Genomic DNA, 20,391 nt, shown 5'->3' with positions numbered 1-20,391 from the left:
ATAAACCTCAACAAAAGCTCAGTTTCCTGAGCATAGCGTCACCGTTTTAATACAGGTGACAACATCCTAGTGTGTGCCCCAAAGAGACACCTAAATACAAAAAGAGTGCCGCTGTTACATAATTAAGGTAATCAGGTAACAACGAATCAATTAGCGATACCTTATTTAAGACATCTCCAATTGACCTCAGAGTAATAAATTGACGCGACATTCTACCGACATAGGCTTGCCCTGTCGAGAGATGAGCCTAAACCCTCTTCAATTATTGTAGATAGAGTCCTGTAATAGGAATATCTCGTAGCAATACAATGGGGGCATGTTCGACAAAATCAACGGTAATCATCAAAATTGATTTTCAAGTTTGAAAAACGAGATCTTGTTCAAATAAAAAAACCGCTAACGGCAAAGTTAACGGTTTATAAATCATTTAAATTGCAAAGTGATGAACTGAGCGTTAAGCGTTTGCTTCACGAGCTGTAATAAACTCTAGAGCCAGCTTAATGCGAGCGATAACGCGCTCTTTGCCAATCAATGCCATTACAGCATCAACAGATGGCGATTGACCGCCGCCAGTTACCGCAACGCGAAGTGGCATACCAATTTTACCCATGCCAATTTCAAGCTCTTCACAAACGGCTGCAATCACACCCTCTTTAATTGACTCAGTCGACCAATCAGCCAGTGCTTCTACTTTTGCTAGTGCTAGCTCAAGTGGGCCTCTTGCTACGCCGCGAAGGTGTTTCTTAGCTGCGCCGGCTTCAAATTCACTAAAGTCTTCGTAGAAGTAGCGGATTTGCTCAGCCAATTCAACCAAGGTATTACAACGCTCACCCACTAGCTCAATCACATCAGTGATAGCAGGGCCATTATCAATGTTTAGGTTCTGTTGTTCGATGTGCCATTGCAGATATTTAGCCACATATTCAGGCGCAGATGTCTTAATGTAATGGTTGTTTAACCACAATAGCTTATCGGTATTAAATGCCGATGCTGATTTAGATACCGCATCTAAGCTAAATAGCTGGATCATTTCTTCTTCTGAGAAGATTTCTTGGTCGCCATGAGACCAACCTAGACGTACTAAGTAGTTATTTAGAGCATTTGGCAAGTAACCTTCATCGCGATATTGCATCACTGAAACAGCGCCATGACGCTTAGACAGCTTGGCACCATCATCACCTAAGATCATTGCACAGTGAGCAAACGTCGGAACAGGCGCACCTAATGCTTCATAAATGTTGATTTGACGAGGGGTGTTATTGATATGATCTTCACCACGAACCACTTGGGTGATTCCCATATCCCAATCATCCACTACAACAACAAAATTGTATGTAGGAGCGCCGTCAGTGCGACGAATGATCAGATCATCTAACTGGCTATTGCTAATTTCGATACGACCACGGATTTGGTCTTCAAAAACAACACTGCCTTCTTTAGGATTGCGGAAACGTACCACGTAATCATCGCCTTCTTTTGCGGCAGCATTTGCTGCAACAACTTTAGGGTGATTAGCATCATAGCGAGGCATTTCTTTGTTTGCTTCTTGCTCTTCGCGAATTTCTTCTAGTAATTCTTTAGACGCGTAGCATTTGTACGCTTTGTCTTCAGAAAGCAGCAAGTCGATACATTCGTTATAACGGTCAAAACGTTTAGATTGGTAGTAAGGACCTTCATCCCAATCCAAGCCCATCCATTTCATCCCCTCAAGAATAGCGTCTACCGCTTCTTGTGAGTTGCGCTCTAGGTCAGTATCTTCGATACGCAGTACAAATTGACCGCCTTGGTTTTTAGCATAAAGCCAAGAATACAGTGCTGTACGCGCACCACCTACGTGCAGATAGCCAGTCGGGCTTGGGGCAAAACGAGTTTTTACCGTCATTGAATTTACCTTTCACAGTCCAGTCGCTTGAATAAGCGTATAATTTGCCGCTATTTTAGCACCGAAGTGCAAATGTACAACGGAAAGGGACAGCTTCTAGATAAAGAGCGATAGATAAATGACGTTTTAGCAAAAAGCAAACCGCTTAATTGAACTCGTCACTAGACGAGCAATGAGTGTCAGTCAGTACAATGAGAGATTATTTCTCATTGATTATCATTAAAAAACCAGACCAACGATAACAACCAAAGCCGCTAATGAAAATAGAGCGATACGGCTAATTAGACCCAGTTCAGAGTGTTCAATCATTGTAGTATTGTGGTGCATAGGCTTTCCTTTTTAATAATTATTTAACAACCACCACTAATATCGTTCACACCACTCGCAATTACAATCTGAATATTTCATTATTATGACACTCAACACTTATTGGTGTAATTATGTGACCTAGATCACATTAATAAACTGTGAAATTACAGCGATTTTATTATTTTTCAGTAATTTCAATAACTCACAACGGCTTAGCTTCTAGGTATTTTTTAGCTTTAAAGAAACTTAACTCATTATCGCAACCACTTTATGGTGACGATTGGTATACTACTGGGCACACTGAACAGTATTCAATAAATAGGAACTCACACAGAATGGCTCAACTTTCAGGTCACATCCGAAAAATGACGTCTTCCCTAGAAAATGGGCAAGTGTCTTATCAGTTACCACTGGATGATCAACAATTAGACCTTATGCCTCTCATTGGGCAAAAGCTTATCCTTAAACATACTGGCCACATCCATTGCCAAGAGTGCGGTAAAAAAACCAAAAAAAGTTACTCACAAGGCTTCTGCTATCCATGCATGACTAAGCTGGCCAAATGCGATATGTGCATTATGAAGCCAGAGACTTGCCACTTTGAGAAAGGGACTTGCCGAGAGCCACAATGGGGAGAGGAAAACTGCTTTGTTCCTCACTACGTATATCTTGCCAACACGACAGCGATAAAAGTCGGGATTACTCGCCATACTCAAATTCCTACTCGTTGGATCGATCAAGGTGCCAACCAAGCACTGCCGCTATTTAAAGTCAGCTCACGTTTACAATCCGGGTTGGTTGAAATTGCACTCGCCGAATTTATCTCTGATAAAACCAACTGGCGAAACATGCTAAAAGGCAAAGCACAACCTATCGACTTACAACAAAAAGCCAAAGAGTTGATCCCACAAATTGAAGCTAAATTAGCAGAGCTTCAGCTACAATTTGGTGAAGATGCGATAGAAAAGCTCGACGCAGACGTTATTGATATCGACTACCCCGTCACTCAATACCCAACCAAAATCACATCACTTAACTTTGATAAAACCCCCGAACTCGGTGGGGTATTGCTAGGGATCAAAGGGCAATATTTATACTTTGATACTGGTGTTATCAATATGCGTAAATTCACCTCATATGAAATCTGCGCTGAGTTTTAATCGCCTTATCCATCCAGTCTATAACTATGATGAGGACAAAAAGCCGGACGTCTGATCGAGTCCGGCGATAAAGGCTACGTTGACTGTCAATATGAACAATAACGTTCAGCGATATTGATTATTTAAAAGCCGTATGACGCACCAAAGACAAACGCATTGTTGACTAAACTACTACCCGCCGCGTTGTCCAATCCATTCGCTTGGCTACGGAACTCAAAATAAGGTTGAACACCTTTTCTCGTCCACGTAGCACGAACCTCGTGATCCATGGTTTCCGCTTCAATCATATACACATTGTTGTAACTTAGCGCTAGATCCATATCTGCAAAGTTATAAGCGATACGGTTATCCATTCGGTAATCGGTATCAGCATCAGAATCTGTCGCATCAATATGCGCGCGAGTTCGATTGCTAATTGATAGACCATTGTCAAAGTTATAGCCGATTTTAATCAAAGGGCGGTATTGAATAGAGTCGCCTGCCGACATCAAATGTTGATAGCCCGCGGCAACCCATAAGTTATCGGTTAGATTGAAGGATTGTTCACCACCTAAGGTTATTGCCGGTGTTGTAGTACCCGCTCCCCCTTTTTCTGTAACAATCTCGCCTAACTGTATACCGTCAAACTCAGTGTAAAGCGTCAATCCACCTAAGCTATTGTCGAAAGTATGACCCGCTTCGAGGGTGGATGTAGATTTTGAACCGTGAATACGGCCATCATCGTGGAATTGAATGTTACCCGTTACATATGACGATGCTAATACCGGCGACGAAACCAAGATTGCCAATGCACTTAACCCGATAATTTTTTTCATAATGTTACCTATTTTTTCTCATTATTTTTCCGATTTCCCAAACCCACAACGAAAAGGAGCTCACTCCAACATTTGGCTTAGGTATCACTATTCATTGTTGAGCATCTCTTTAAGTGCCGCACAAGACCCACAGCTTGTGTCGAGCATAAGCGCCCACTACACAGAGCCCCTTCTGTGTCACAACGTATTAAAATAGTGAGGGAGTTCATCGAAAAAAAACAATGCCAGCAATTGCATTGAGACTGCTGTCACCTCAAAGAAACAGTAAAAAGTTAATAAGTTATTTAACCCATAAATAACAAAAGGTTAGCCGCAATATAATTAAAGAAAAGAATAAGATAATAAATTCAAAATTGACGAAAATCACAAAATAAGCGTCATAACCAACATGAAATGAGAGTCATATCAGGTCGATTTTAGTTTGCTTGGGGTTCTGTTATAAAAAACAAAACAAAATAGCGATCAAGCTCACACCACCTTCATATTGCATCACTTCAACCTTGCCGAAGATAGGTAACAAGGGTGAGCGATTAAGAAAAAAATCCCGCCATACTGAGCCTATTTAGCTCAATAAGTAAACGCCCCCCCAGAAGCGAGCTCGCCGTTACACGTTAACTCAGTACCTCAGTTGTAGGCAGAGCATCCCACTCATCAAATATTCAATTTTCTTTATTTTCCAATGAGAATTAAGTCACATTATTTAAACAAGATCTCAAATTAATTGAGACTATTATCGATAAATTTAGCAACTTGAGCTATTAGAGGACTTTTTATAAATGCGAATTATACACAATTACACTTAAAATAAACCCCTTAAATAACAATGACTTATGTTAATATTTTATAAAAAAAACAAAACAATATAAAAGTTCAATTTTAAAAAGTGATCTAAAGCTCACTTTTCGTACAAAGAGTGCACTCCATCTCATTTTTCGAGATGTAAATTAAGTTTATATTGAAGTTTTATACTCCAGAACCGAATATAACCCCATCAGAACAAACTGATAAACAACAGACAACAAAAGAAAAACGTGGGTTTACAAACTGTTCAATATTAGACGTTTCCAAAACCTCTACCCCCAATAAAAAGTGGTTAGGAAACAATTAAAACTGTATCCATACAAGGAGTTTCAAATGAAAGTATGCAATAAAACAGCGATTGCTATTGCATTAACAGGTCTTTTGGCATCTGGTTCAGCGTTAGCAAACACTGAATCAAGCCAAGTCGGTGTCATCTCTGACTTTAACGTTCAAGCTTATGGTGTTGCTGCAATCTCGTTAGTTAACTACAACGTGGGTGACAACAGAGACGCAAGCACAGGCTTTGCGGTAGAAAACGAATCACGTATCGGCTTCCGTGCTTCTAAAGACATGTTCGATAATTTCCTAATCACAATGCAAATCGAATCTGGTTATGTAGATAACACAGACTGGGGACACGGCGGCGTTTCAGGTGGTGTTCTAGGTTTCCGTGATACTTTCCTTGGTGCTTCAGGCGACTGGGGTAACCTTCGTGTGGGTCGAGTTCTTACTCCTTTATATGAAATCGTTGACTGGCCTTTCTCTAACCCAGGTCTAGGTGCAACATTTGATTGGGGTGGCATCAGCGGTCACTACGATCGTCAATCGAACCAAGTTCGTTTTGATTCTGCAAACTACGGCGGTTTCACTTTTGCAGCGTCTGTTGGTCGTGATGACAACGACAATGGTGGCGGTAGCGCAACTCGCGATGCTTACTTCTACAGTGGTAACGCTAAATACAGCTTCAGCACAGTGACTCTAATGGGTGCAGCAGAAGCAGCAACTCGCGCTAACCTAGATGAAACTTCAGCATACATCGTTGGTTTTGAAGCTGGTCTTCCAGCAGGCTTTGGCATCGCAGCGGCATTTAAGCATGAAGAAGTAGACAACAAAGCAGACACGACTAAAGGTAAGCAAACTCAAGACTCGATTTCTGTAATCGGTCAATGGTGGAATGGCCCACTAGGCATCAAAGCAGGTTACGCAGCTAACTTTGATTCTGAAACAGATGGCACTAAACAAGATGATGCAAACAGCATCGCATCTGTTCAGGTTATGGGTGTAATTAACGGTTTCGTACCTTACGTACGTGTTGCAGCTCGCTCTGACTTCACTGCTGAAAAAGACACAGATATCGTTACTCGCTTCGGTCTTGAATACGGCTTCTAAGTCTCATTTCTGAACGCTAGCCCTATATTAAGGCTCAGTAACTGACATAAAATCAAAACGCTGGCTTAAAGTCAGCGTTTTTTATTTATGCCAAGGAAGAGGCAAAGGTATGGAATAGGCGAAAGTATTATCGCTAATTTTATCGACCCCTCTTTTGGGGTGTTGAAATACATTGAGTAAAAGAGCACCTTCTTTAAGCATGTGGCTCACGTTGTATAAAGAAGACTCGCAAAGACCAGTATTGGGTTACTTTCATTTCCGTTAAACAAGAGAATTTATCATGCTGTATAAAAATAAAACTTGGATTGTCGCATTAATACCTTTAGCTCTAGGTGCATGTACAGCACTAGATTCATCGAGCGATTTTAGCAACTCTATTGCCAGTGTTGACACCCAACTAAACCATATAAAAGTGATAGGTAAAGAATATAAACCGGAAACAAAAGCTATTAATGGTCCAGCTATCCTTAAATCATCACTCCAAGTTGTGGATATATACCCTTTAAATAAACAAGCAACTTTGTCCTCTTACGTACAGATGGATGTGAGCTACTTCCAAAGCTATGATGAATATAAGTCAGCAAGTTACAACGGACAACAAGTCAAGCTAAGCCGCACCCAACAATCATCTTCCAGCTGTAATGAGCACTGTACTGCCACTCAATACTTCACCTTCCCTATTAGTGACAAAGACATTGCCAGCGCATCGACCGAAGGTTTAGATTTTGTATTGGCGTCCAGCAACAACACAATGAAAACCGAATTTTCAATTCCTGCCGGTTACATCAACGCAATTCACCAGACGGCTAAACTCAATGCAGGAAAAGTGCCGCAACAAATACAAGCTCCTGTCGCTCAAGCCGAACCTGTTGTCGCGACGTCAAAAGCCGAAGAAATGGTGCAATATTGGTACTCCGAGGCGACAGTAGAACAACAGAAGTCCTTTACCAACTGGGCATTTGAAAACAGAGACAGCATAACAAGCGCCTTCTCTAGCAACTCAAAGCCTGCGGAAATGATGGCTTACTGGTACGAAAAATCAACACAACCAGAAAGAATCGAAATCTTAAAGTGGCTACTAGAACGTTAATATATAGACACAATTCACAGCAACCGCTCAATATGGCTTTGCGGTAAGCTAACCATACATGCACGCCCCCAATATACGTGCATCATGACAGTGCCACTTCTTTGTGAAAGTTGGCACTGTCTCCCCTTTTATTTCTAAACTCCATCAGCACCGACTCTCTACAACCTCCTGCTACCTATCGAACTCCCCCTCTTGCTCTTGCTGTTGCTGCTCTATCACGATTCCCAGCTTTCACGCCCCCCTTCGCGACTACACAATAGAAACCAAGCAAGTCTATGTTATTAAAGAAAATCTCCATCAAAAATTCACTCTCAGACGCCCTCTACTGATAAGAAAAGGAGGCACTAAGGCTAACTAAAGTCATTAGGTATATAGAGCGCTATAACTGCGTAACAAGAGGAATATAGAGGTTAAGTTTACGGCTGTTCAAAGGTGGTTTTCTTATCCTAAAAAGAACGCCAATCCCACTAAGTAGGCGTTCAGAAGTAACGAAGGAAAAGTGTTCGAGAACAAGGCAGAATTTTTCGATAAGTCGTTATTCTACAATCAAAATGCTAACGCTGTTATTGAAGTGACCCCTTAAAGTTGGACATTTCTGTTAAGCTGCTTTCAAGGCCTGATTTCGATACTCTATCGGAGTCAGGCCTTTTAATTTCACTTTAATTCGTTTGGTATTGTAGTACTCGATGTATTCGTCAATATGAGCTATCAGATCATCGGCATCTTCAAAGTACTGGTTGTGGTACATTTCTGTTTTCAGTAAGGCAAAGAAGTTCTCTGCAACTGCATTATCTAGACAGTTTCCTTTCCGTGACATGCTCTGCGTTAAGCCACTTTCAGATAGTTTTTTCTGATATTTCTTATGCCTATATTGCCACCCTTGATCGCTATGAACGATTGGCTTAGCGTCTTCATCTAAAGTCGCAACCGCATCTGTCAACATGTCAGTTACCAGAGGTAGACGTACATTTTTTGCGACCTTATAAGCCACAACTTCCTGTGTGAACAGATCAACAATGGGTGATAGATAGACTTTCTGCTGTTTAACTTTAAACTCAGTGACATCCGTTACCCACTTCTCATCTGGTTTCGTCGCTTCAAAGTCTCGTTCAAGAACATTAGGGGCCACAGTTCCCACTTCTCCTTTGTAAGAGCTGTACCGTTTTGGTCTGACGGTAGACTTCAAGCCTAGTTGACCCATGAGCCGTTGAACCGTTTTGTGGTTAAGCATAACACCCTGTCTTCGCAGCTCTAAGTGAATACGACGATACCCATACCTGCCTTTATGCTCATGGTAAATTTGCCCTATTAGATCCTTTTCATCTTGATACTGTTCGGTGTCGTTATCTGCCTTAGCATGATAATAGAAAATACTTCTCGCTAATTTTAAGGCATGCAAGAGGTGTTTTAGTGGATAACGGCTTTTAAGAGCTAGAGCTACGTTCGCTTTTTCTTTGTTCGGCGATGCTTTTCCTGCTCCAGCTCCTCTAACTTTTTTAGAACAGCATTCTCGGCTCGTAAGTAGGCTAATTCCTCTTTTAGCTCCTCTAGCGTCTTTTCATCATCACTTTTTTGTTTGATAAAAGGGTGCTTACTCATTGGTGGTTGTCCTCTGCTACGTTCAAGCCCCTGAATACCATATTGTTTGTACTGTTTAAGCCAAACGGAGAGTGTTCCAGGGGAGGAAAAATTTAATACCGCACTAGTGTGGTTAATAGACCAGCCATTCGTCCACATTTTTTTTAACGCATGCAACTTGGTTTGAGCATTTTTAGCGAAATCATGAGGCTTAAATGAATCAGAACCATGAATCTCAAACACTTTTCCCCAGTAACGTATTATGGGTGGTGCAATGGAGTAGGTGTGAGAAAGATCGTAAGATGAACACTCACCCAGTAAAAATTGTTTAGCGACCGCACACTTGAATGCTCGGCTATATTTGGACATAAAAAGACCCTCAATAATCGGTGTCCAACTATTGGGGGTCAGTTCATATCGAGTATTTTAACAAGCTAGAACGGTCTGTTATTGAGCACGATTGACATAACAGACACAAAAAAGGCCAGCACATTGTGCTGGCCAAAAGGAAGTAAACACCCTACATCATTATTACTTCACTAGTGTAGCTCGACTTTGTTTTTCCCCGCTTGCCGATACACTGCGAACCCACACGTCTCCAGAAACAGCAGGACGCTGAGCATCTTGGTACATTACCCAGTTCTCACCATCAGTTGAGTACTGTAGCGCAACGCCAGGGAATTGAATGTTCATAGCCAGTTTGCCATCAACAATTGCCGCACCCGGTACAGGTAAACGGTAATCAATGCCCGCTTTCTCAAGCTTAGCTAATTCACGCTGCCCCATAACGTTGGCAAAACGAGTCCAATCAGATAGCAATGCGTCTTTATTTACAAGGTTTGTCTCTTGTGAATATTCAACACCCGCTTTGTACTCATTTTCCCAGCTAGCGGCATGCCATGCACGCTCTGCTGCTGCAAGTACGCGAGGGAATACCATGTATTCGTACTGCTCATCAGTACGAACTGTTTCAGACCAAAGTTGCGCTGATAAACCAAGGAAAGGCTTCGCTTCAACTTCACCCTTCGCCGCAAAACCATTACCATCACGGTCTACAGATGTTTCCGCATTTTGTGGCATGTTTTCTGGTGCAAATGCAAACATCTTACGAGTGTCGGTTGCACGTGTTGCCCAGTAGTAACCACGCTCTTTCGGGTCAACTTCGTACGGGAAGTCCATGTAAACGTAATCAGGGTTAGACGCAATGACTTGATAGCCTTTCTCTGCCCACTGATACACATTCGTTGCGCCGCCCCAGTACAGTGTTTCCCAGAAGTTTACGCGCGTATTTTCAGTCGCGAATGACTCTGGACCTTCACTGTATTTCAAGCCATCTTCCCAAGCTTGGAAGTTTGGAATACCGTGCTTCGCTACCAGTTTTGAGACTTCTTCTGCAAAGTGACTTGGGATATGTTCAAAGTTTGCCACTTCACCACTGTTAATCAATGCCTGACACTGTGGAGACTTCGCAAATGGCTGATCTTGCGCAGTTAGGTCAATATTGCCTTTCCAACCCACTTTTTCTTCAGCCGTAATGTCTTGGAATCCAGCGCCTAGCTTGATGTTTTTAGCTTCATCACCACCGAAGTGCCAAGTTGTTAGTGGCATGCCAGCTTCTTTGTGCATAGCCGCAACTTCAGTAATCACTTTATCGACAAAGCGAGATGAAGAATCTAAACATGGGTTAATGAAACTTCTCTTATCGTAGAACTGAACCGTAGTAACGTTAGACGTATCTTGCGGGTCCATTAGACGATATTCGTTAGCCGCTTCTTCTTTACCTTCCGCCATTAGACGGTCGTAACGTGCTTCCATAGAAACAACAGCTGCTCGTGCGTGTGCTGGCATGTCAATTTCTGGAATAACTTCGATGTTACGCGCTTTCGCATACTTCAAGATATCTAGGTAGTCTGCACGACTAAAGTGTCCTGAGCCAAAGTTATCCGTTGTAGAACCAGATGCTAGCTGTGGCAACAAACACGTTTTCTCTTCTAGATCGAAACAGCGCTTAGAACCAATATCTGTTAGTTCAGGTAGACCAGGAATTTCTAAACGCCAACCTTCATCATCAGACAAGTGAAGGTGAAGTTTATTCATCTTGTACGCCGCAAGTTGATCAAGCGTTGCCAAAATAGCGTCTTTAGAGTGGAAATTACGGGCAACATCAACCATCACACCACGGTAGTCAAAGCGTGGCGCATCTTTAATATCAAGTAGAGGAAGCTGCGTTGGTGCATCAAGGTTCACTAAAGCAAAGATAGATTGCATTGCATAGAAAGCACCGGCTTCATCGAATGCCTTAATTTCAACATGATCTTTAGCGATATCTAAAGTGTATGCACCTGTTTTAGCAAATTCGTCTTTAAATTCAGCTGGCGCGATAGCCACTTTAAGTGGCGTTTTACCTTGTAGGTTCACACCTAATAGGTCAGCGCGAGTTTGTAACGCTTGTACCTGATCAGCAGAGAATGCCGCAGTATCCAGCTTCAAACCACCAGCGATGTCTAAAGTGCCTTCTTTTACTTTAGTGTATGCAGGCGCAGGAATGATAGCTGCTGAAACATCTTCTTTTTTCACGTCACTGTTTTTATCAAAACGTGTTGCTGCGGTAGCAAAGACATTATTATCGCCAGGAGTACGTTTTAGGTTGTCGCCTTCAAGGCCACTAACAAAATCAGTCATGTCTACATTGCTTAGAGACACTAACTGTTTTGGCGTTGCATCGTCAGCTGCAACAAATGCGCCAGGGAAGAAGTCAGTTTCAAATAACTGCCAGTATTCACCAGTAAAGACTACATCAACACTTTCGCCCGCTTTAAAGCCAGCAAATTTATCGGTTGGTTCTAGTTTATGTAGGTCACCAGTAATTCGAGTGATCTTAAATTGATCGCTATCGACATCTAGAATCAAACGGATGCTATGGAAATAAATGGCCCAATCGTTGGACTCTACAGCATCACCGTCATTAGTTAGTGTCATCTTAACTTGGTTACATGATGCCCATTCAGCACCTAGGTCTTGACATTTCAGACCATCGTTTGCCCCATGGTTTGTCAGCACTTCATATTTAATATCAAGATTATTCGCGAGTTTATCCACTGTATCCTGAGGAGAATCCTTCATAGATACACACCCAGCGAGCACGGTTATTACAGAGGTAGCAATAAGACTCTTTTTAAGCATTGTAAATCCCTTGTTATATTTTAATTTTTTAAGTTGGACTCTTTACAATTTAAAGGTAGTTAATTTGCATTGCAAATTTAGTTTTAAGGACAAAAACAAAGATAAAAAACAATAAAAACACCATAAGTAATTGTTTTTCAAAGAGATAAATAACATTGCATCTATTGCGGTTATTTTTTATGTGAAGTACATGCGGTTTTTTTATGTCAAAAATGTGATTGGGGGCACAAGCATGTTAAATAAATTGGCGGATTGTTTTCATCTTAGTCTGTGCAGATAATTATCCAATTAAATTCAACACCATAGATCGACTCGTATTCAGTCAATAATTAGCGTAAGTCATTATAATTTATAGCAATAACACTTAGGGTTACATCATAAGATAATGTTCGAACAAACCATGAATAAGAGTGAAAAAAAAGTACATATCTTAGATGGCAGCGATAATGTTAAGCGAAATGAAGTATCAGCAAACTAAATTCACATCAAAAAATAACAACTTATCTATGAAGCTCTATACCTCGAGATATTAGCCGATTCGCAGCAAATAAAAACGCATTGATTACAGCTAATCAATGCGTTTCATTCGACATTATACATGTATTAAGAGTCTGAATTTCTATGCTAAAAATTGGAATAACTCAAACAATTAGAACCAATGGTATGTGGCGGAAATACCAAAGTAGTTGATATCAGGGCCACCAATATCGTTGTACCACGTATATTCTAATGCGCCCGACCAGTTTTTATGGAATTGATACTCAACCCCAGCACCAAGATGTGGAGTCCAGCCTTGATCATCTTCATACACATTTTCGCCGTTTGCATTCCACTCATAAGCTTGGAAACCCACTTTACCAAATACAGAGAATTGCTTAGCAAATTCATAGGAAGCTTTTGCTGTGAGGTCTAAGGTTTTAGCTTCATAACTACCGGAAACATCTTTCAAGTCAGCTTCACCTAAATCATGATAGCCTAGCTCAAAGGCTAACCAAGGCAATGCCTGTATACCGAAATAAGCGCCCCAAGAAAATGGCGAATCATCCACACCTGCCACATCAGTAACCGCCGAGCCTAAATCTCCGTAGTTTGCTGTACCTAGCTTAATACCGCCGTAAAAATGAGAAAAAGTGATCTTATCTGACTCAGCAGCAAATGCCGTCGAAGTGAATGCTAAAATCAATGGGGCGATGAAAAAACGTTTATTCATTAGCTTCATATCCTTATTTAAGCTCAATAAAAACCTGATTAGCTTTAATATTAGACCTTGCTATCCATCACACTGTAAAACATTGATTTAATTGTAGTCCTAAAATGATCTTTGAGTAAAAACTGTGATCGACAACACAGATTGCTCACTATAAATCATCGCTGATATCTATCACAACAGAGCTGTTGGTTTTCTATTATTTAGTCAAAGAATAATCGTTCATTCGTGCATATCTTACCGCATCATGCCTAGAGTGAACGTTCAACTTTTTATACAGTTTGTAGATGTGGCTTTTCACCGTACTTTCCGACAAAAATAAACGAGAGGCAATCTGTTGATTTGAAATGCCATAAGCAAGCAGTTCAAGTATCTGTTTTTCTCTTGACGTGAGCCCAGACTCTTGTGATTCAATCGTTAAGTCTGTTGTGCGATAACTGCTTACCAATCGTTCCATGTAAAGACGAGGCAACCACAACCCACCACTGAATATATATTCGATGCTTTCATGGATGTGCTTAAGCAGTGCATTCTTTAATAGAACACCTTTTAAGAATTTCCAACGTAAGATATCTTCATCAACCTTATCCGGTGGAACATCGTGAACCATTAACGGCCAGTTCAGCATGTCAAAATCGGGCAGCAAATTTTTACTTTTAATCTGGTGTAAATAGCCATATTCGATCAACACTAAATCCGCCACTAAACTGTGACTTTTAGAGATGGCCTCTTCTGGTAGGTAGGTAAAAACATTGAGGTGAAGACTGGCGGTCAGTTGTTTTTCTAAAAGACTTGTTTGGAGACTATTCTCCGCAAGAATCAGTACATTTCGAGTGCTCATCTGTCGTGCTATTTATAGTGACTTCTATAAATAGCAAGGAAAGTCACTATCCTTTGTTGATGAATATTCATACAAAAATATAGCTCACGAGAACTAATTTAGAAAGCTCAAACCTTAGTTAAGGCTTAGTTCACGTCATGCTTTCTCCCCTAAAACTAGCACTTAGACTCTTTAATTATTATGCATTTTTCCATCATTAAAATTTTAAGATTCTGTTTTTATTGAAGTAACTTTCTAGTCACTGGTAGCGCTTACTTTCCCCTTGTTCTTAAAAACATAACTAGCGATCAACTTTATTCAGCCTTTTTTAACACTCTTATTCATACTCAAAGCAACCGCCACAAAAACACTAAATAAATAACTGATATTTATATGTTTTTCTTTAATCCCCCCCCCTAGCAACGTCTTTGGCAGCCAACAGCCTAACCCAGAGCTTTTTTCTCTACCTATAATCTCAGAACTCTCGAGGAGCAGTGGGAGTACGTCAGTATTTTGCAATAACCCTCAGCGGAAAAGAAAGGAAACGGGGAACTTATTATGAATCTATACAAAACCAATATCGCAATAGCTCTTGCGGCAGTTTTACTTAGTGGTAATGCATTGGCTAAAGATAACAAACACAATGATCCTGCAGGAGATACGACTACAGCTACGGTAAAAGACAGCTTTACCTATGACTCTAGTAAAACACTGAAAATTGATGATAGCTTCAAAAGCTATAATAGAAACGAATTAAAAGTCAATGCGACTTTTGTAGTGGCGAACTCAGACCTCAATGGTGATGTAAAAGATAATGAAGTTGAACTGAGTGATGCTTCTCCTTCACCTAGTCGTTCAAAAGGAAAAGGCCCATCTAACGGCACAGCTGGTGCACTAAATATAAGAACAACGAACGGAATAGATGGTATGCATCATATTGCCGGTATTACAACTGTTGCGCAAAATGCGGGGGCAAACTCTCTTGTCCAACAATCTGTAAATACCAACGCTAGTCTACACGGCAATTAAGCCTTACTAGCTAGGAGGTAAAGATGCGCTCGGCACTGTGTACAATAAGTTTGATGTTAACCTTCTCTATACAGGCTGAAGAAATCGCGCTACCTAGCTCCGCAGTCACCATTGATGTCATGGAGCAATCCAGGGGGCAAAAGCATGTTGAGCTTGATGTCACTAATTTAACTTCAGATATCAATGGTGCGTTAGATGGTAACGTAGCCGACAATACAGTAAGTGGGAGCAATATAATGGCTTCAGGTGCATTTGCAGACAGTTCTGGTATATCAAGTGTTATACAAAACACTGGCAATAACGTGCTCATACAGAACTCAACTGTAATTAACCTAAGTATCAAGTAGAACGATGTCATGCTAAAGAGAATGAAGCAATGTCTAGTTGGGTTGGTGCTGATCTATTCAGCATCAACTCTTGCTATCGACTTTTTACCCCACCGAGCCAATTACTCAGTGCCGGTAAAAAGTTACAAAGAGACCCTGTTTGGGGATGTTTATCTTCAGCAATATGACTTTAGCTGTGGCTCTGCGGCATTGGCATCACTTTTACACTTCCACTATCAACGATCCGTAAAAGAACAACAGATCTTTAATGTTATGTACGACAAAGGCAACAAAGAGATCATCAATAAACGTGGGTTTTCCTTACTTGATATGAAGTACTACTTACAATCTATCGGCTTAAAATCCGATGGCTTTAAGTTAGGTTTAGAACAATTGCGGAAGATCGGGGTTCCAGGCATTACACTGGTTAATTTTGATGGCTATATGCATTTTGTCGTAATTAAAGGGATGACCCAAAACAAAGTGATTTTAGGCGATCCCTCACGAGGCACGCTGATTATGTCTATCTCTGACTTTCAGTCTTATTATTCAGGGTTAGTTTTATTGGTTCGCAGTGAAGCCGATATTGGAAGAGAAAGTTTTATTCAAGATGAAAACTTTTCCTTATATCAGTCTTCGCCTTTAGATACAGGTATATCAAGAGACTCTCTAGGGATATTTAGCATTACATTGCCCGTTTCTGGAGATTACTAGGAGCTCCTATGATAAGTCATAAATTCGCCATTACCTGTGCGTTATGTTTACTGCATAGCGCTCCAGCACTTAGCGATGAAATTAACTTGCCACATGTACAGGTCTTAGATAACGCAACTCTTTCTGAACTTCGCGGTGGTTTTCAGCTTGCCAACGACTATATTGTTGACATTGGTATCAGCATCAGCGCCGCAGTTAATGGTAAAAGATTCTATCGTAGTACCATCGCTAATTTAGTGTTTAAAAACGGTACGCTTACTGCAAAATCCAAACCCAATATTCCTACTTCGGCTGGTCAATCGGGCCTAGTAAACATCGTTAAAGTTGGTGAGGGTAATATTGTCGAAGATGTACCAAGTCAGCCAGATCAATCCTATATAAGCCAAACTATCTCTACTTCAAGCCTTATTAATATTATTCAAAATACACTTGATAACAATGTACTTGGTCTTGATACCGTCGTAGACATCGATGCTAGAGTTAAAGGGATAAACAAACAAATAAGAGATGACATTCGTCTCAAAGGTGCACTACTGAATCACCACTATTGATGATTTGAAATGGGCACTCTTAGTTTGCCCCTTGCTTTAAAAGGCTTGCCTATAGCATTTGTTCGCATTGATGACTTAAAAATAAATCTCGGTAAAGGATATTGCCGAGCTGGTTATCTCTGGACCTTTTTAACTGACTCTAAATGTCATGAGCATCGGCTCAGATTAAAAGTAATACGGTACTCTTAAGGAGAGTTGGAAATCTGGAGTATCTTCCGTCAATCCGGCTTGAGCACTGATATTTAATGACGAGCGGTCATTCATCTTAAGGTTCACACCCATAGTCAAAGAATCTAAATGAAGTAACTTTGCGTCATCCGCTTCCTGACCGTTGACCTTACTTTTCAAAATCGTTTTATGACTCACACCTAACGAGAATGATAAATCAGGATTTACCGCAAACCCCATTCCACCACCAATAGAAATGGTATCCCCAAGGGCAATTTTCTGCTCATCAGAACCCACTTCAACGGTATCTTCTATATTAAAAATATACCCAATATTGGCATACAACACGGCCGGATCAGATGGGTAAAGCATGGTTAAACTGGGCTCGACACTCCAAAACCCTGAACCCGTAGACACATCTTTTAGAGTATTGGTACTTTCATCAATCTCTATATCATAGGGAGAACGACCGGTTCGAGTTTTAACTCGCAAACCACCAATCCAATACGGGGTGCTATTAAAATTAAACTGATGACGTAATGCCACTTCCAGATCCCCAATTGCACCACCGCTGTTCGAGCGATTAATCACATCTGGTGATCCGTCTTGTATGGGCCGAACTACAACCTGATCGTTTCGGTATACATAAGGTAAGCGAAGTTCAAACTCGGTAGCATTGGTTAAACCAAGCCTTGCCGTTAAACCAAACGTCGTCGTTACAAAATCAGCATCACTCACCTCAATACGGCCAACGATCAAAGTAGGCAATACGGTATACCCCACCACTGACACCCGATTGGATGAATTTTGTGTAAAGCTTAAAGACCCTTCTAATGACCAAGTCCCCTTGGGAGATAATACCCCTGGTTTATCAATCACATCACCAACTGTCAGTGTGACGTCACGCTTCTCTTCTGCACTCTCTTGCGCATAGATATTGGGTCCCACACACAATAACGCAGCACCACACCAAAGGTTTAGTTTGCCTAACATTACACAATCCTTACTGACGTACGGTGTATAATTTTTAGACAAGTTTTCGCTTTATAGCAACTATTGTACGAAAAATAACCACGCATCAGACTCATTGTAATGAATACATGAGTAGAAAAAACACGCTTATCTTGCAATGAAAAAAGAGAGTATGAAGGAGGGTTGATCAGTTTGCGACAGTACCTATTTCGAGTACTTTCAGATAGTCTAAAACGACAAAACCCCGCAACAAAGTTGCGGGGTTTCTAAAGGTGGTCGGTGAAGAGGGATTCGAACCCCCGACCCTCTGGTCCCAAACCAGATGCGCTACCAAGCTGCGCTATTCACCGAGATTTCATCAATAAAGTATTCACTTCATGATGATTCAACAAGAACTGTGTTCTGCTGAGAAGGCGTATAATACGGATATTTTGGCCCTGTGCAACACCTAATTTTATAATTTCTTATTTGAGGCTATCAAGTGGTGATTATTCGCTCTAACATACCAAAAACCAACTATATACATCAAAAGCACACATAAGTTAATTACATAAGATTAACATTTGATTTAGATCATAATAGCATTTTCATATCAATCTAATATAGAGAGGTCGTTCAGCAATGAACGATGTATCTCCTCACTAGATCATTGCGGCTATTTTGTTGCACCGAGTCAATTTGAATTGCCTCGGTTTTTCTTTTTTAAGTGACGTTCCGTTTTTTCCAATTATAATCTCCCTATCTCAAACAATTTCTTGATGTCTATGTCTGAAGAATTTGAAAATGATTTTTCCTTCCAGGAAATGATGGGAGATGTTAAACCTCTCTCTCAAGACACTGCGGTACACAAAAAATCTCACACGGTGGATGAAAATCACTTATTGAGACAAAAAGCAGCAGTGAGTATTGAAGAAGAATTACCAGAATACCTAACACTTGATAATGCACCAATGCTAAAGCCTGACGATATTATTGAGTTTAAACGTAGTGGCGTACAAGACGGTGTCTACCGAAAATTAAGGCTCGGTAAATACCCCATTCAAGCTAAGTTAGATTTGCACCGCAGAACTCTAACTCAAGCCCGAGATGAAGTAGTACATTTCCTTAAACAGTGCTTAAAACTCGACGCCAGAACCATCATCATTGTGCACGGCAAAGGTCACAACTCAACGCCACCAGCATTGATGAAAAGTTACGTGGCTTTTTGGCTACAACAAATTAATGAAGTGCTCTGTGTGCATTCAGCTCAAACCTTTCATGGCGGAAGTGGCGCCGTGTACGTAATGTTGAAAAAGAACACAGAAAAGAAACTAGAGAATCGAGAACGACATCAAAAGCGTCTTGGTTAACTCAAACAGAGAGAACTATGTCCGACAACGCAAAGCGATTAAATAAATTCATCAGTGAAACGGGTTTTTGCTCTCGCAGAGAAGCAGACCGACTGATTGAACAAGGCCGAGTGACTATTAATGGTCAAATCCCAGAAATGGGTACCAAAGTCACCTCTGGGGATGAAGTTCTAGTGGATGGTAAATCACTTCGAGCCAAACAAAAACCAATCTATATAGCGCTCAACAAACCAACGGGTATCACCTGTACGACTGAACGAGACATACCGGGTAACATTGTTGATTTTATTGGACACAAAGAGCGCATCTTCCCAATTGGTCGCTTGGATAAGCCCTCTGATGGACTGATTTTCTTGACCAACGATGGTGATATCGTTAATAAGATCTTACGTGCCGGCAACAACCACGAAAAAGAATATGTGGTACGTGTCGATAGAGCGATCACCCCTGACTTTTTGAAAAAAATGGCCAATGGCGTATCCATTTTAGATACCGTCACTCTGCCGTGTAAAATCACTAAAGAATCAGAATACAGCTTCCGTATCGTATTGACTCAAGGCTTAAACCGCCAAATTAGACGCATGTGTGAAGCACTGGATTACCGCGTATTCAAACTGCGCCGCGTTCGCATCATGAACATCACCATTGACGGTATCCCTAACGGCAAATGGCGTTACTTAACCGATGATGAAGTGAAAGTACTGCTTGAGCTGAGCGGCGACTCTGTAGGCACCGAAGAAGCGTCCTCTAAAGATGTAAAAGGCCGACGCATCAGAAAAGCCACCGATGCAAAACTCTACGATAGCCGAGAAGAAAACCAAGCTTCTAGAGCGCGCCGCAACCGTGATGAGCAAAAACAAGTGTTTGATGGCAAGTTCACCCCAAGCAGGCACCGTCCAAATGGCAAGCCGGCAAACCAAAAGTCCTCAGGCAGCAAACCGTCAGGCAACAAGCACTATGTCGTGCCAAAAACAAAGCCCGCTGCTTCTGAACAACCAAGCAAGACTCGCATTAAAGGTAAGTTGAGTTTAAAGAAGTAACTAAGACC

General features: G+C 41.1%; 17 protein-coding genes and 1 tRNA gene. 9 read left to right on the top strand and 9 right to left on the bottom strand.

What is annotated here, in order from left to right; genetic code table 11:
• Positions 1 to 454: 454 nt before the first annotated feature.
• Positions 455 to 1,882 carry a glutamate--tRNA ligase gene (gene gltX / locus VEZ01S_RS10515; protein WP_021714023.1) on the bottom strand — a complete coding sequence of 476 codons (1,428 nt, stop codon included), beginning with the start codon at positions 1,880 to 1,882 and terminating at the stop codon, positions 455 to 457.
• A gap of 644 nt (positions 1,883 to 2,526) precedes the next feature.
• Between gltX and VEZ01S_RS10510 the strand changes: the two genes are divergently transcribed.
• Complete coding sequence (locus tag VEZ01S_RS10510; protein WP_021714022.1) at positions 2,527 to 3,351, top strand: DUF2797 domain-containing protein; 825 nt, start codon at positions 2,527 to 2,529, stop codon at positions 3,349 to 3,351.
• A gap of 122 nt (positions 3,352 to 3,473) precedes the next feature.
• Here VEZ01S_RS10510 and VEZ01S_RS10505 read toward each other — a convergent pair whose 3' ends face one another.
• Positions 3,474 to 4,166: an oligogalacturonate-specific porin KdgM family protein gene (locus tag VEZ01S_RS10505; protein WP_021714021.1), complete on the bottom strand. Its 693-nt coding sequence runs from the start codon at positions 4,164 to 4,166 to the stop codon at positions 3,474 to 3,476.
• Between the two features lie 1,134 nt (positions 4,167 to 5,300).
• Here VEZ01S_RS10505 and VEZ01S_RS10500 point away from each other — a divergent pair.
• Both VEZ01S_RS10500 and VEZ01S_RS10495 read left to right on the top strand, forming a co-directional pair.
• Positions 5,301 to 6,356 (top strand): porin, encoded by a 1,056-nt coding sequence (locus VEZ01S_RS10500; RefSeq protein WP_021714020.1) that lies wholly within the window; start codon positions 5,301 to 5,303, stop codon positions 6,354 to 6,356.
• A 280-nt stretch (positions 6,357 to 6,636) separates the two neighbouring features.
• Positions 6,637 to 7,446 (top strand): DUF2057 domain-containing protein, encoded by an 810-nt coding sequence (locus VEZ01S_RS10495; protein ID WP_021714019.1) that lies wholly within the window; start codon positions 6,637 to 6,639, stop codon positions 7,444 to 7,446.
• Positions 7,447 to 8,044: 598 nt separating this feature from the next.
• On the opposite strand, the gene VEZ01S_RS10490 is transcribed toward VEZ01S_RS10495, so the two are convergent.
• The 5 genes from VEZ01S_RS10490 to VEZ01S_RS10470 all read right to left on the bottom strand — a co-directional run bounded on the left by VEZ01S_RS10490 (position 8,045) and on the right by VEZ01S_RS10470 (position 14,255).
• Entirely contained in the window at positions 8,045 to 8,977 is a 933-nt protein-coding gene (locus VEZ01S_RS10490) for an IS3 family transposase (RefSeq protein ID WP_156896019.1), read from the bottom strand.
• Positions 8,884 to 9,393, bottom strand: coding sequence for a helix-turn-helix domain-containing protein (locus VEZ01S_RS10485; protein WP_021714017.1), 510 nt, complete (start codon positions 9,391 to 9,393; stop codon positions 8,884 to 8,886). Before VEZ01S_RS10485 ends, VEZ01S_RS10490 begins: the two co-directional genes overlap by 94 nt.
• Positions 9,394 to 9,555: 162 nt before the next feature.
• Positions 9,556 to 12,207 carry a beta-N-acetylhexosaminidase gene (locus tag VEZ01S_RS10480; protein ID WP_021714016.1) on the bottom strand — a complete coding sequence of 884 codons (2,652 nt, stop codon included), beginning with the start codon at positions 12,205 to 12,207 and terminating at the stop codon, positions 9,556 to 9,558.
• Positions 12,208 to 12,856: 649 nt separating this feature from the next.
• Positions 12,857 to 13,417, bottom strand: a complete 561-nt coding sequence (locus VEZ01S_RS10475; protein ID WP_021714015.1) for an outer membrane beta-barrel protein — start codon at positions 13,415 to 13,417, stop codon at positions 12,857 to 12,859.
• Between the two features lie 196 nt (positions 13,418 to 13,613).
• The gene (locus tag VEZ01S_RS10470; RefSeq protein ID WP_021714014.1) at positions 13,614 to 14,255 is read right to left on the bottom strand and encodes a helix-turn-helix transcriptional regulator; all 642 of its coding nucleotides are present in this window, start codon (positions 14,253 to 14,255) and stop codon (positions 13,614 to 13,616) included.
• A gap of 537 nt (positions 14,256 to 14,792) precedes the next feature.
• Between VEZ01S_RS10470 and VEZ01S_RS10465 the strand changes: the two genes are divergently transcribed.
• Genes VEZ01S_RS10465 through VEZ01S_RS10450 form a run of 4 tightly spaced genes read left to right on the top strand, consistent with a single transcriptional unit; the run spans position 14,793 to position 16,854 of the window.
• Positions 14,793 to 15,263, top strand: a complete 471-nt coding sequence (locus VEZ01S_RS10465; protein ID WP_021714013.1) for a hypothetical protein — start codon at positions 14,793 to 14,795, stop codon at positions 15,261 to 15,263.
• A 23-nt stretch (positions 15,264 to 15,286) separates the two neighbouring features.
• Positions 15,287 to 15,610, top strand: coding sequence for a hypothetical protein (locus VEZ01S_RS10460; protein WP_021714012.1), 324 nt, complete (start codon positions 15,287 to 15,289; stop codon positions 15,608 to 15,610).
• Between the two features lie 21 nt (positions 15,611 to 15,631).
• Positions 15,632 to 16,303: a C39 family peptidase gene (locus VEZ01S_RS10455; protein WP_040890733.1), complete on the top strand. Its 672-nt coding sequence runs from the start codon at positions 15,632 to 15,634 to the stop codon at positions 16,301 to 16,303.
• A gap of 8 nt (positions 16,304 to 16,311) precedes the next feature.
• On the top strand, positions 16,312 to 16,854 hold the full coding sequence (locus VEZ01S_RS10450; RefSeq protein ID WP_021714010.1) for a hypothetical protein: 543 nt from the start codon (positions 16,312 to 16,314) through the stop codon (positions 16,852 to 16,854).
• 165 nt (positions 16,855 to 17,019) lie between these two features.
• On the opposite strand, the gene VEZ01S_RS10445 is transcribed toward VEZ01S_RS10450, so the two are convergent.
• Positions 17,020 to 18,015 (bottom strand): transporter, encoded by a 996-nt coding sequence (locus tag VEZ01S_RS10445; RefSeq protein WP_021714009.1) that lies wholly within the window; start codon positions 18,013 to 18,015, stop codon positions 17,020 to 17,022.
• Positions 18,016 to 18,267: 252 nt separating this feature from the next.
• A tRNA-Pro gene (locus VEZ01S_RS10440) sits at positions 18,268 to 18,344 on the bottom strand.
• 408 nt (positions 18,345 to 18,752) lie between these two features.
• Between VEZ01S_RS10440 and smrA the strand changes: the two genes are divergently transcribed.
• Together smrA and rluF are read left to right on the top strand one after the other, a co-directional pair.
• Positions 18,753 to 19,343, top strand: coding sequence for a DNA endonuclease SmrA (gene smrA, locus VEZ01S_RS10435; protein ID WP_021714008.1), 591 nt, complete (start codon positions 18,753 to 18,755; stop codon positions 19,341 to 19,343).
• A 17-nt stretch (positions 19,344 to 19,360) separates the two neighbouring features.
• Positions 19,361 to 20,383 (top strand): 23S rRNA pseudouridine(2604) synthase RluF, encoded by a 1,023-nt coding sequence (rluF, locus tag VEZ01S_RS10430; protein ID WP_021714007.1) that lies wholly within the window; start codon positions 19,361 to 19,363, stop codon positions 20,381 to 20,383.
• The last annotated feature ends 8 nt before the right edge of the window (positions 20,384 to 20,391 follow it).

This window comes from Vibrio ezurae NBRC 102218 (genome assembly GCF_000467185.1).
GTDB lineage: Bacteria > Pseudomonadota > Gammaproteobacteria > Enterobacterales > Vibrionaceae > Vibrio > Vibrio ezurae.
Note: the sequence above shows the minus strand (reverse complement) of the source record. Positions and strands in the feature narration are given on the sequence as shown.

What these genes read in the sequence shown, in the direction of transcription:
- gltX (WP_021714023.1), bottom strand. Translation starts at nt 1,882, where the DNA reads ATGACGGTAAAAACTCGTTTTGCCCCAAGCCCGACTGGCTATCTGCAC.
- VEZ01S_RS10510 (WP_021714022.1), top strand. Translation starts at nt 2,527, where the DNA reads ATGGCTCAACTTTCAGGTCACATCCGAAAAATGACGTCTTCCCTAGAA.
- VEZ01S_RS10505 (WP_021714021.1), bottom strand. Translation starts at nt 4,166, where the DNA reads ATGAAAAAAATTATCGGGTTAAGTGCATTGGCAATCTTGGTTTCGTCG.
- VEZ01S_RS10500 (WP_021714020.1), top strand. Translation starts at nt 5,301, where the DNA reads ATGAAAGTATGCAATAAAACAGCGATTGCTATTGCATTAACAGGTCTT.
- VEZ01S_RS10495 (WP_021714019.1), top strand. Translation starts at nt 6,637, where the DNA reads ATGCTGTATAAAAATAAAACTTGGATTGTCGCATTAATACCTTTAGCT.
- VEZ01S_RS10485 (WP_021714017.1), bottom strand. Translation starts at nt 9,393, where the DNA reads ATGTCCAAATATAGCCGAGCATTCAAGTGTGCGGTCGCTAAACAATTT.
- VEZ01S_RS10480 (WP_021714016.1), bottom strand. Translation starts at nt 12,207, where the DNA reads ATGCTTAAAAAGAGTCTTATTGCTACCTCTGTAATAACCGTGCTCGCT.
- VEZ01S_RS10475 (WP_021714015.1), bottom strand. Translation starts at nt 13,417, where the DNA reads ATGAATAAACGTTTTTTCATCGCCCCATTGATTTTAGCATTCACTTCG.
- VEZ01S_RS10470 (WP_021714014.1), bottom strand. Translation starts at nt 14,255, where the DNA reads ATGAGCACTCGAAATGTACTGATTCTTGCGGAGAATAGTCTCCAAACA.
- VEZ01S_RS10465 (WP_021714013.1), top strand. Translation starts at nt 14,793, where the DNA reads ATGAATCTATACAAAACCAATATCGCAATAGCTCTTGCGGCAGTTTTA.
- VEZ01S_RS10460 (WP_021714012.1), top strand. Translation starts at nt 15,287, where the DNA reads ATGCGCTCGGCACTGTGTACAATAAGTTTGATGTTAACCTTCTCTATA.
- VEZ01S_RS10455 (WP_040890733.1), top strand. Translation starts at nt 15,632, where the DNA reads ATGAAGCAATGTCTAGTTGGGTTGGTGCTGATCTATTCAGCATCAACT.
- VEZ01S_RS10450 (WP_021714010.1), top strand. Translation starts at nt 16,312, where the DNA reads ATGATAAGTCATAAATTCGCCATTACCTGTGCGTTATGTTTACTGCAT.
- VEZ01S_RS10445 (WP_021714009.1), bottom strand. Translation starts at nt 18,015, where the DNA reads ATGTTAGGCAAACTAAACCTTTGGTGTGGTGCTGCGTTATTGTGTGTG.
- smrA (WP_021714008.1), top strand. Translation starts at nt 18,753, where the DNA reads ATGTCTATGTCTGAAGAATTTGAAAATGATTTTTCCTTCCAGGAAATG.
- rluF (WP_021714007.1), top strand. Translation starts at nt 19,361, where the DNA reads ATGTCCGACAACGCAAAGCGATTAAATAAATTCATCAGTGAAACGGGT.